The organism is Rahnella perminowiae, assembly GCF_019049695.1.
In the GTDB taxonomy this organism is placed as follows: Bacteria; Pseudomonadota; Gammaproteobacteria; order Enterobacterales; family Enterobacteriaceae; genus Rahnella; species Rahnella perminowiae.
On record NZ_JAFMOT010000187.1, the window covers coordinates 19045 to 30149 of the forward strand.

The window sequence follows — 11105 nt, forward strand, 5'->3', positions numbered from 1 at the left end:
TGGCGCTATGACTCACCGTTCACCAGGGCAATCAGGGTGCAAGGCACCGGCGGAATATTGCCTTCTTTTAATATTGTCAGTGAATGGTTTTCGCGCACGGCAAACAGCGGCAGCACGCCGCTGTTTTTCTCAAGATAATCAATCCAGCCAAAACTCTCATTTAACTGTGTGGCCTTAATCACCGCGCCTTTCGCCAGCAGGGAACTGAGCCTGGAATAAGTGGCTTCGGTGCTGAACAGTACTTCGTGACGCTGAAAACGGCTGTTTTCCTGCGAGCGTCCGCCTTTGGGCACCGGACCTGAGCGTACGGCAAATACCTTTTCCCGGCCGAAAATGTGGCTGAAATGGTAGACTGCCAGCGCATTCTGATGGCGGTTCGGAGACAGTGCCAGCACCTGCGCGGTGCTGCTCAGATCCAGATAGTTTTCCGCATGTTCAGACCACGCGTTACCATAATACGCCGGAATGCCATCCATCCGCGCCTGCCGGTAATATTCCCAGCTGCTGTCGGTGAGCCGCACCGGAATATCCTGCTTCATCAGTACTTTTGCCAGCATTCTGGCCACACCGTTCGCGCCGATGATCAGCACGCCGCGCGGTGCTTTTTGTTGCACCCGTAATCCGCGTGCGATGGCACGGCTGGAAAGGCTTTGTAATACCACGGTGCCGATGATCACGGCAAAGACCACGGTCACCAGTTTGTCGGCCTGCGGGTAATGCATGCGTTGTAGCGTGAGGGCGAACAGGGAGCTGACGGCGGCGGCGACAATGCCCCGCGGCGCTATCCAGCACAGTAATAACCGGTCCCGCCAGTGCAACGATGACCGCCAGGTTGACACGGCTATACACAGCGGACGCGCAACAAACTGCACCACCAGCAGCAAAATAATCAGTGGCCAGCCCATCGCCATCAGTGCATGGAGATCCAGCCTGGCAGCCAGAATGATAAACAGTGCGGAGATCAGAATTGCTGACAGTTCCTCTTTAAATGCCAGAATGTCGGTGGTATCCACATCACGCATATTAGCCAGCCAGATGCCCGCCACGGTGACGGTCAGCATGCCCGATTCATCGGCAATGGCATTGGAAACGCCAAAAGCGGTCAGCATCACCGCCAGTACTCCCAGGTTTTGCAGATAGGCGGGGATCCATACGCGGCGCAGGGCCACGCCGAGCGCATAACCAAAAACCGAGCCCAGCACCAGCCCGACGGCGACGGTTGCTCCGAGTGTCCAGAACAGATGCATCAGTGATTCGGCGTGCTGGCGCAGGGTGATGAATTCGAATACCAGCAGCGTGAAAATCGCGCCTACCGGGTCAATCACAATTCCTTCCCAGCGCAGAACCTGATTAATCGCCGTGTTCGGGCGAACCACGCGCATTAACGGTGCAATCACTGTCGGACCGGTCACCACCGTTACCGCACCGACCAGCGCTGCCAGTTCCGGTTCAAACCCGAGCAGCCACCAGCAGGCGAGGCTGATCACGCAGAACGTGACCAGCATGCCAATCGTGACCAGATTGCGGACCACGCCACCCAATCCGCGAACTTCATCAATTCTGAGCGTCAGCGCGCCCTCGAACAAAATGATGGCCACCGATATTGAGACCAGCGGAAACAGCAAATCGCCAAACAGGGCATCGGGCATAACGACGTGCGTGACCGGCCCCAGCACTATACCCAATAACAGCAAAGGCAGGATCGCGGGGATTTTCAGCAACCAGGCCAGCCACTGCGCGAGTAACGATCCCAGGCCAATTACAACCAGCATCAGCGGAGCCGACAGCAGCATAAAATGTCCCTTTCAAGAAGAGGAAGCAAAGGTCCGGCTTACGGCCAGAAACAGGAAATGATAATCAGCATCAGTGTGCATCAAAAAACCCGCAATTTTTGCGGGCCTTTTTATATTGAGTATCAACCAAAAGATTTATTTTTTCTTATAAACGTCAGCAGTGCCGTGAATTTTATTGTTGGTATTACCGGAGGTTAATACAAATACATCGCCGCCTTTTTTATCGGCTTTCTTCGAGAGATCTTCAATGGCACCGGACTGCGAGGTTTTATTTGAGGTAGTGACAGAACCGACTTTGGTATACTGCGAAGCCACTTTTTCAAAATCTACTTTCTTCATTAATTCAGCTGAATAAGCGCTAAAAGAGACACAACCCATCACAGCCAGTGCCAGCAAAGCTTTAGATATTTTCATGTAAGCCTCAGATTTAAAATTGCTCAGTAAATTGAAGGAGAAGAACAGGAAGACGCTTATTGATTGAAATCCCTGTTAAACAATAACCCACCTTTTAAACAATGAGTTATCACTGCATTTAGTAATAGACAAGGAAGTAAATAATTACAAGGCGGAAAGGAAAATTAAGCGGCGAATACGGTGTTAAACCATCAATCCCGCGCAAACATCCCCGGGGATTTAATACCCGCTGTGTATGTTATTTGCCTGTTAATACGTAACCCGGAAAATGTTTCACTGCTAATAATTAAGTTTGAACCTGCCGTACTGGCACAACGTCAGCCTTATCAGCCTGATCTGAGCGCAGAACATATCGGTTATGGCCGTGCGCAGCCCGCTTTCCGGCACGGAACAGGGTGCCTGCTGTATTACTTTTAACTGAACGTGACGGATAGCGTGTCCCCGCGATGTCCCTTTAAGAATTCCTTAACGTAACGTCTGTAGGATGAGCGTTCTGACTGCCGGAAGTCTGGAATTCTCATCGCAGATATTTTCAATAAAGGGGCATCGTCATGGTATTAAACACCGCAGTGACCGCCACGATTGGCAGCATACTGATTACCCTTCAGTTTTCTTCTCTCGTCATCGCCTGGTGGCGGATGCGCAGTGGCGTCCTGCGCGATGAAGTGCATGAAACCTCGGAATTTATCGTGCTGGTGCGGCCATTGTGCGGGCATAACGCCTTCGAAGAGGAGACCATGCGCTCCAGTTTTTATCAGGATTATCCCGCTTATGAAATTGTGTTTTGCGTGGCGTCACGGTTTGATCCGGTGATCCCGCTGGTGGAAAAACTGATGGCGGAATTCCCCGATAAGCCTGCACGACTGCTGATTGGCGATGACAAGATATCCGCCAATCCGAAAGTGAATAATCTTAATAAAGCCTGGAGCAATACCACCGCAGGCGTGGTGGCAATGGCAGACAGCAATCTGCTGTTACCGCCGGATTATCTGCGTTCACTGGCGAATACTTTTGACAGTCAGACCGGGCTGGTGAGTTCTCCGGCAGTCGGAATGATCCCGGAGAATTTATGGGGTGCCGTAGAAGCCGCAATGCTGAATACGCATCAGGCGCGCTGGCAGTATCTGTCGGATTTTCTGGGTAACGGTTTTGCGCAGGGGAAAACATTGTGCTGGCGGCGCGAGGTGCTTGATAATGGTGGCGGAATGGCAGCGCTGGGCAGTGAGCTGGCGGAAGATGTCGCCTCAACCAAACTGGTACGCCGCGCGGGGCTGAAAGTCCGTCTGCCCGCGCAACCTTTTGTGCAGCCTATCGGGCATCGCAGCCTGGAAGCGGTCTGGAGCAGACAACTGCGCTGGGCGCGCATCCGGCGTGCCGGTTTTTTCTGGCTGTTTGTGCCTGAAATTATTATGGGTTTCCTGCCTGCTCTGGCAGCAGTGGTCTGGCTGACCCTCCGCGGTGATTTACCCCTGTTTGCAGCTCCTGTGCTTTTTGTGTTGTGGTATGGCGGCGAATGGGCGCTGGCCAAAGCGCTCGGCTGGCCGCATCAGCTAAGAGATATTCTGGCGATGTGCATCCGCGATATCCTGCTGCCCGCCTTGTGGTTATGGTGCTGGACCGGGCGCGGTTTTACGTGGCGCGGCACTATTTTGGGTGAAGGGCACTTAGGCAAAAAACAACCGGTGTCTGCCAGTCAGCACTCAGGGAAATAAGGACAGCATGTTTTCTCTTGAAACACTCGAAACGCTTATCAGAACGCACGGCCTATTGATCATGACGCCGCTGGCCATCCTTGAAGGGCCGGTAGTGACGGTGATTGCAGGCTACTTCGCCCGTCTCGGCTATTTCAGCGTGTCCGCCATGTTTTCCGTGGTGATGGTGGGGGAAGTGCTCGGGGATATCATTTTTTACTCGCTCGGACGCTGGGTGATCAAAGCTGACGGACAACCGCCCGGCTGGCTGGCCCGTCTTGGGCTGACACAGCCGCGGCTGGAAAAAATGGTGAAAAGTTTTGATCGCAAAGGCGGGCGGTTGCTGGTGCTCGCCAAACTGACCCATTCCGCTGGCGCACTGGTGCTGACCGGCGCGGGAATAGCGCGGATGCCGCTGGTGCCTTTTCTGTTCTATAACATCATCGCGGCCATTCCTAAAAGCCTGTTTCTTCTGGGCCTCGGCTGGATGTTCGGCGATATTATCGCAGAGGTGAATCACTGGATAGCCTGGGTATCCCTTGGCCTGTTCATCCTGCTGGCCGTGACGGGGGTGCTCTGGGTGAGGTCTAAACAATGATCACGGTGAGTTGCATTATTCCGGCACACAATGAGGCCGGTCGTATCGGCAGGGTGCTGGATGTGGTGCAGAATCACCCTTTGCTGCTGGAGATTATCGTGGTGGATGACGGCTCCGGCGATAATACCGCACAAGTCGCACAAGGCAGGGGGATCAGGGTGATCAGCCTGCCTGAAAATCGCGGTAAAAGTTACGCCGTGGCCGAAGGCATTGCTGTGGCAACGGGCAGCCATCTGCTGATGCTTGACGCAGATCTTGTCGGGCTGAATGATGACGATATTACCGCGCTCATCCGGCCGGTGATGCAACATCAGGCTGATGTCACGATAAGCCTGAGGCGTAACAGCCCGTGGGTCTGGCGGTTTATCGGGCTGGATTATATCTCCGGTGAACGGGTGTTTGCGCGCGGGTTAGTGGCGAAGCATCTCGGGGAGATCCGCCGGTTGCCGCATTTCGGGCTGGAAGTCTGGATCAATCAGCGCTGGATTGCCGCCGGATTTCGCTTACAGGTCATCAGATGGCAGGGCGTTATCAGCCCGTATAAAGCCACTAAAATCGGCAGGTGGCGTGGATTACAGGCCGATATATCGATGATGCGCGATATATTCCGGACCATCAGCTTGCGCGAATCGGTACGGCAAATTATCTGTCTTAAGCGCAAAATCCGGGCCTGAGTGTGAATGTCACTTTGCCCCGCAGCTCTGGCAACCACGGAGCGATCCGTCTGATCACAAAAAGAATCTTGCAGCCGCTATTGTGCGAAAGGCGGTATCACATAATTAAAAATTGCTGAATGTCATCATTCACCCGGCAATAATTTAATCATTAATAGCCGGGGAGTGGTTTTTATATCGTTCAATTAACAGATGTAAAACTCCCATTGCCCCGTGCGCATAAAAATACACTTCAATAAAAGTGGTAAGAAACTTATGCCACCCGATAATAGTGTCGGCCCAATAATTGTAGCGCGGCGAAATCTTCCGGACTGTTTCGCGCTCAATTCCGGACTGTCTAACGACCTTTAAAATGCCTCTTTTGGACTGTCCGGAATTGATTGTAACGCCGTTAAAACCCCGCACCTGATAACCCGCTTAAAAAATATTGATCGGTGTCACCGATCAATACCAACAATTTGATCGTTATTAACCATTATCATCTTGTGGTTTATCTGGATATGGTCTCCAGAACTTAAGGAGACGTGTCATGTTCTGGAAGATATTTACGGTTTTTATGGTGCTGTGGCTGATGGTTGGCTTTCTCGTAAATCGCTGCCGACATTGTGAAGAACCGGAAGATAAGAGTGATGAATGCCCCTATGAGTAGGGTATTTTTTTAGGCTGTACGCTCCCAAATCATGACGAGTTTTGATTGAGGAACAATGGAGACAGCCGTACCGGCTCCACTGCTGCCAGTAGCATCGGGTGGTGAAAGCCACGTTAACAAGTAGGGGTATTGTGCGAGCTGAAGACGTGCGAAAGCGGCTGAGGGGGTTCAGCGACTAAGGAGAATTTACACGGGAAATCAATGGGGATGGAACGTGAGGAAAGCCCGGTCAGCCGACCGGGTTTTGTCCTTCAGAGGATAATATTACTCAACCTTGCGGGCGTTGTCTGCTTTCCACTCTTCGTATGTCGCTTCAAGGATCCACAGACAGGTTGCTCCTTTGTCCGCTCCTGGGCGCTGGATCTCAAGGGACGTGGGATCCGCGTGAATGTTGTCAGTCCCGGTCCGGTGCGGACGCCAGGTCTGGGTGGACAGGTGCCGGATGAGCACCGTCAGGGCTTATTTGATGCGCCTGCCGCACAGGTGCCGCTGGGTCGTCTGGGAGAACCGGGAGAAATCGGCAAAGTTGTGGCGTTTCTGGCCTCGGATGCTGCCAGCTTTATCAATGGCACGGAACTGTTTGTGGATGGCGGTATGGCGCAGGTATGAGGCGTTTTCCCCATGACACTCGGCGACGGTGAGACTGTCGGCAGGTTTTTGCGTCTGAGGGATAAACCCTGATAAATCATGCTTAATTAGCATAAATTAATCTATGGATGGGATATTTTAAGGATTGTCGCTCGAAGATATACGATATATCCTTAATGCTTAATTCTTCGCCGGATCACCGCCATGACGACTGCCAGACCTTTGCTCGACGTTCGCCACCTCGCCATTCATACCGATGCCGGATTACCGCTGGTCAAACCGCTTTCCCTGCAGGTGAACCGCCGTGAAATGGTGGCACTGGTGGGGGAGTCCGGTTCCGGTAAGACACTGAGTTCGCTGGCGCTGATGGGATTGCTGCCGCCGGGAGTGAGTATGACGGGGGGAGAAATCTGGCTGGTCGGTAAATCCATTGCCAGTCCGCAGAGGACGTTTGACGCATCTGCGCGGGGTAAACGGCTGGCGATGATTTTTCAGGAACCGATGACCAGTATGAATCCGGTGCTCAAAGTCGGGGAACAGATAGCCGAAGTGCTGGTACGTCATCAGGGGCTGGACTGGAAACAGGCACACCGTGAGGCCATCGTTTTGCTGGATCGCGTCGGTATTCTGAATCCGGAGCAACGGGCGAAACAATATATCCATCAGCTTTCCGGCGGCATGCGTCAGCGGGTCATGATCGCCAGCGCGATCAGCTGTAAACCGTCACTGCTGATTGCCGATGAACCAACCACCGCGCTGGACGTCACCATTCAGGCGCAAATTCTGGCGTTGCTGCTGGAATTGCAGCAGGAAATGCAGATGGGTGTGCTGCTGATCACCCATGACCTGAGCGTTGTAGCGCGTTACGCCGACCGTGCTTACGTCATGCATCAGGGAAGTCGGGTGGAAGAAGGGCCGGTGGCAAAACTGCTGACCGATCCTCAGGAGCCTTACACCCGTAAACTGATTGCCGCTTCCCAGCCGGAACCGCGCCCGGTCACCGCAGCAATCTGCGCGGCATCGCCGCTGGTTCGTTTACACAACGTGAGCAAAAGCTATCCGCAGGCGCAGCATCTCCCTTTTGTACCGGCAAAACGGCAGACCGTGCTTTTCCCGACAACGCTGGATATCCGTCGCGGTGAAATTCTGGGGCTGATCGGTGAATCCGGCTCGGGGAAAACCACGCTGGGCCGGGCGATCATTGGCCTGACGGAAACTGACAGCGGTGATATCGAATTTGACGGCGTTTCCCTGACCCGCGCCAGTCACGCCACACGGCAAAAAATGCGCAGCCGTGCGCAGATTATCTTTCAGGATCCTTACGCCAGTCTGAACCCCAAAATGACCATCGGTGAGCAAATTGCTGAGCCGCTACGTGTCTGGAAATTGCGTCCTGCCGGACAGATTCAGGCGAGGGTAGAGGAATTACTGAAACGGGTGGGACTGGAAGCACATCACGCCAGCCGCTTGCCCGGCGCATTTTCCGGCGGTCAGCGTCAGCGCGTGGCCATTGCCCGTGCGCTGGCATTAGAGCCAGAGTTACTGGTGGCGGATGAAGCCGTGTCGGCGTTAGATCTCTCGGTTCGCGGGCAGATACTGGCATTGCTGGATGAACTTCGCCGGCAACTCGGCCTGACCGTGCTGTTTATCAGCCATGATCTCGCCGCGGTGAAACAAGTGTGTGACCGCGTGGTGGTACTTTATCATGGCAAGGTTGTGGAAAGCGGACTCACTGCACAGGTGCTGGGCACGCCGCAGCATGCTTACACACAAACTTTACTGGCGGCAGCGCCGGATATCGCGCAGGCGCTGAAACTGCGCAATGTCAGTTAAAATCCGTCAGCAGGGGTAGTTCAGGATGACCTGCCCATTCATGCCAGGAACCGACATAAATGGCCAGTTGCCGGTAACCCGCCAGCTGCAAAGCAATGAATACTGTGGCGGCGCGTGCGCCCCGGTGACAATAAATAATGTTCCGCCGGTCGGGCCGCAGTCCGGCTTTTTCCGCGCGATGGCGGATTTCGCCGGCATCCGGAAACCCGCCGTTATGCACCACATCCTCCCAGAACAGCAACTTCGCACCGGGGATCCTTCCTGCCCGCTGACAGCATTCATGCGCAAATTCCCCCGTGAATTCTGACGGACGGCGTGCGTCCACAATCTCTGCGCCCGTTGCCTGTGCCGCAAGCACTTCGGCCCGCGTGGCCGCCAGTGCGATGTTCATGCTGGCGTCCGTACGGTAATCCGGATTGTCGGCGCTTATCACTGCGCTGTTGCCCGTTCCCGGTATGAGATCGCCGCCTGCGCGTTGCCATGCATCCAGTCCGCCATCGAGCACCAGCGGCTGACAGATACCGCCGCATAGCGCAAACCATGCACCGCGCGGGGAGCGCATACCGACCTGTTGTTCAAAGAAAACAGGCGTGACGCTGTCACTTATAGCCAGTTCCTGCCAGGCAGACCGAAAGGCATTGAACAGGCTGTTCACACCGGCCTGGGTGCTGTCGGGAATAAAGTAATCATAGACATTCAGATGATGTGCGCCCGGCAGGGTTCCGGCCTGCCACTGCGTGATTTCACGGACATCAATCAGCGCAAACTGCTCGCCATTTTTGTGGCGTTCAAGCAGTTCGGCGGCGCTGATAAGGATGCGCGGCAAGGGTAATGCAGAATAATCAGTCAAGGTAAAATGACTCCGGAAAAAGCGGTAACAACGTACCGGTTCCCTGTTGCTGCGCGAGTGCCAGTACGCGGGCTGCCAGGGCGATGTCGAAGACGTTGAGGCCAAACGAGGAGAAATACACACTGTCATCCGGCGCAGGCCGCCAGCCATCGAGCAGCAGATGGGGTAAATCGGCATCCACGCGGTCCGGCGAAAACTGTCCGGCGCGGTACATCTGAAAAAGACTTTTGGCGCTGGTTTCGCAGAAATCTCCCCACAAATCGACCACCACCCGTGTGGCGCGGGCAATCGCTTCGAACGCGACTTCGTGATAACCCACCTGGATAACCAGCCTTCCGGGACGGATTGTCTCCGTGCCCAGCAGGGGTTCTGCGGCGCTGGTGCAGGTGATCACCGCACCGGCGTCCTGTGCGCAGGCGTGCTGTAAATTGCTGAACCTGATCAGCGGCCACGGCAGGTTTTCGCTGTCCGGGGCAAAAACCGTTGCGCTGCGGCTCCACCAGCTAACCTGTTTCAGCTCAGGGAAAAGCTGGCGCAGCATCTCAAGATGCGCCGTGGCCTGCACGCCGGTGCCGAGCAGGAGGACGTGCTGAACCGGGCGCGGTGCGGCATGGCGCAACGCCAGCGCCGAGACGGCGGCGGTGCGGGTGGCCGTCAGCGCGGCGCTTTCCACCAGCCCGAGCGGCAAACCATTATCTGCGCGGTTAATCAGCGTCATCGCCATCGCCTGCGGCAGACCGTCGTGTGCATCGGGGCGATGTGCCGTCCATTTCACTCCTGCGGCATTGAAACGGCCACCCACACTGGCGGGCAGCGCGTAGGCTTTTCCCCGGTCGCCACCGAGAGTGACATGGGTTTCCGACGGCATCTGCGCCTGTTGTTGACGCATTAAGGTGACAACGTCACGAATATCATCCAGTGCAGCCTGCGCCTGCGTACCGCCGAGCGTCATCACATCCTGCTGACTCAGATAGCGGAAACCCTGCGTCATCTCAGTGCTCCAGCAAGGTCTGCGCAAAGGGATACAGCGCCGGAGAGCCGCCGCAATGGACGAAAATCACCCGTGAACCGGCGCTGATTTTACCGTGCTCCACCAGACTGATCAGCCCGTGCATGGCTTTGCCGGTGTAGACCGGATCCAGCAGTAAACCTTCGGCCTGGGCGACGCGATAGATGGCTTCAATGCCGCCGTCAGACGGCACGCCATACGCGGTGCCGACGAATCCGTCCTCAATCCAGATATCTTCCGGCGTCCAGTTTTGCGACCATTCCAGCAAATCCGCGCAATCCTGCGCCATAGCGGAAATCCGTGTCTGAAACCATTCTGCTTTGGCGCTGACGCTGATGCCGGCAATTCTGGTGTCCGGCCAGTATTTGCGTGCGCCGACGTAAAGCCCGGCAAGCGTGCCGCCGGAACCGGTCGGGGCAACAATCACGTCCGGCGGCAACTGATTGCGTTCTCTCAGCTGGGCGTCCATTTCTTCTATGGCACGCACATAACCCAGTGCCCCGAGCGGTGTGGCGCCGCCGAGCGGAATAATCAGCGCCTTTTCACCCCGCGCCTGTGCGGCGTCGGCATGGGCGTTCATCGCGCCTTCAATTTGGGTGAAATAGCCCTCGGGATCGAGAAACTCCAGCTCCGCACCGAACAACTTATCGAGCAGAAGATTGCCCTGATAGACATCCGGCTGATTGCCACGCAACACCAGCACCGGTTTCATGCCGAACTTACGCGCCGCTGCCGCTACCATGCGGGCGTGGTTGGACTGATGTCCGCCGGTGGTGATCACCACATTGATTTGCTGACGGCAGGCGTCGGCCATCAGATATTCCAGTTTGCGGACTTTGTTTCCGCCTCCGCCAAAACCGGTGTAATCATCACGTTTGATATCCAGCGTGATGCCAAGTGAATCGCCAAGTGTGTTCAGGCGCTCCAGCGGTGTGGGGAAAAATCCCAGTGAAACACGTTCAAAATCATCTGTTTGTTTCATCATAATTTTCCTGCTGATTATCTT

At 55.1% G+C, this 11105-nt stretch carries 9 protein-coding genes and 2 pseudogenes; 5 read left to right on the top strand and 6 right to left on the bottom strand.

Translation table 11 applies throughout. The features are described 5' to 3' along the window. Positions 1–5: 5 nt before the first annotated feature. Together J1781_RS21800 and yahO are read right to left on the bottom strand one after the other, a co-directional pair. A complete protein-coding gene (locus tag J1781_RS21800; protein ID WP_217234186.1) occupies positions 6–1793 on the bottom strand; it encodes a cation:proton antiporter in 1788 nt (595 codons plus the stop codon). 135 nt (positions 1794–1928) lie between these two features. Then, positions 1929–2207 (bottom strand): DUF1471 family periplasmic protein YahO, encoded by a 279-nt coding sequence (gene yahO / locus J1781_RS21805; protein ID WP_129951380.1) that lies wholly within the window; start codon positions 2205–2207, stop codon positions 1929–1931. A gap of 551 nt (positions 2208–2758) precedes the next feature. Between yahO and J1781_RS21810 the strand changes: the two genes are divergently transcribed. The 3 genes from J1781_RS21810 to J1781_RS21820 are packed head-to-tail and all read left to right on the top strand — an operon-like array spanning position 2759 to position 5170. Continuing rightward, complete coding sequence (locus tag J1781_RS21810) at positions 2759–3919, top strand: ceramide glucosyltransferase (protein WP_129990665.1); 1161 nt, start codon at positions 2759–2761, stop codon at positions 3917–3919. Between the two features lie 7 nt (positions 3920–3926). Beyond that, positions 3927–4496 (top strand): DedA family protein, encoded by a 570-nt coding sequence (locus J1781_RS21815; protein WP_217234187.1) that lies wholly within the window; start codon positions 3927–3929, stop codon positions 4494–4496. Beyond that, positions 4493–5170: a glycosyltransferase family 2 protein gene (locus J1781_RS21820; RefSeq protein ID WP_217234188.1), complete on the top strand. Its 678-nt coding sequence runs from the start codon at positions 4493–4495 to the stop codon at positions 5168–5170. The genes J1781_RS21815 and J1781_RS21820 overlap by 4 nt, the downstream gene beginning before the upstream one ends. A 144-nt stretch (positions 5171–5314) precedes the next feature. On the opposite strand, the pseudogene J1781_RS26250 reads toward J1781_RS21820, so the two are convergent. Continuing rightward, positions 5315–5440 (bottom strand): annotated as a pseudogene (locus tag J1781_RS26250) (cytochrome b/b6 domain-containing protein); the annotation flags it as partial. Between the two features lie 715 nt (positions 5441–6155). Here J1781_RS26250 and J1781_RS21825 point away from each other — a divergent pair. Next, a pseudogene (locus tag J1781_RS21825) lies at positions 6156–6428 on the top strand (SDR family oxidoreductase); the annotation flags it as partial. Between the two features lie 183 nt (positions 6429–6611). Next, complete coding sequence (locus tag J1781_RS21830) at positions 6612–8240, top strand: dipeptide ABC transporter ATP-binding protein (RefSeq protein ID WP_217234189.1); 1629 nt, start codon at positions 6612–6614, stop codon at positions 8238–8240. On the opposite strand, the gene J1781_RS21835 is transcribed toward J1781_RS21830, so the two are convergent. From J1781_RS21835 to J1781_RS21845, 3 genes are read right to left on the bottom strand one after another with little or no spacing between them, the layout of a single operon-like run. Then, entirely contained in the window at positions 8233–9090 is an 858-nt protein-coding gene (locus tag J1781_RS21835) for a sulfurtransferase (RefSeq protein WP_129990670.1), read from the bottom strand. The genes J1781_RS21830 and J1781_RS21835 overlap by 8 nt on opposite strands. After that, positions 9083–10081 (bottom strand): ornithine cyclodeaminase, encoded by a 999-nt coding sequence (locus tag J1781_RS21840; RefSeq protein ID WP_217234190.1) that lies wholly within the window; start codon positions 10079–10081, stop codon positions 9083–9085. Before J1781_RS21840 ends, J1781_RS21835 begins: the two co-directional genes overlap by 8 nt. A 1-nt stretch (position 10082) precedes the next feature. Next, positions 10083–11081: a 1-aminocyclopropane-1-carboxylate deaminase/D-cysteine desulfhydrase gene (locus J1781_RS21845; RefSeq protein WP_217234272.1), complete on the bottom strand. Its 999-nt coding sequence runs from the start codon at positions 11079–11081 to the stop codon at positions 10083–10085. Positions 11082–11105 lie beyond the last annotated feature (24 nt).

Excerpts from the sequence above, each read along its gene's own strand:
- J1781_RS21845 (WP_217234272.1), bottom strand. The coding sequence starts at position 11,081 with ATGAAACAAACAGATGATTTTGAACGTGTTTCACTGGGATTTTTCCCC.
- yahO (WP_129951380.1), bottom strand. The coding sequence starts at position 2,207 with ATGAAAATATCTAAAGCTTTGCTGGCACTGGCTGTGATGGGTTGTGTC.
- J1781_RS21800 (WP_217234186.1), bottom strand. The coding sequence starts at position 1,793 with ATGCTGCTGTCGGCTCCGCTGATGCTGGTTGTAATTGGCCTGGGATCG.
- J1781_RS21810 (WP_129990665.1), top strand. The coding sequence starts at position 2,759 with ATGGTATTAAACACCGCAGTGACCGCCACGATTGGCAGCATACTGATT.
- J1781_RS21840 (WP_217234190.1), bottom strand. The coding sequence starts at position 10,081 with ATGACGCAGGGTTTCCGCTATCTGAGTCAGCAGGATGTGATGACGCTC.
- J1781_RS21815 (WP_217234187.1), top strand. The coding sequence starts at position 3,927 with ATGTTTTCTCTTGAAACACTCGAAACGCTTATCAGAACGCACGGCCTA.
- J1781_RS21820 (WP_217234188.1), top strand. The coding sequence starts at position 4,493 with ATGATCACGGTGAGTTGCATTATTCCGGCACACAATGAGGCCGGTCGT.
- J1781_RS21830 (WP_217234189.1), top strand. The coding sequence starts at position 6,612 with ATGACGACTGCCAGACCTTTGCTCGACGTTCGCCACCTCGCCATTCAT.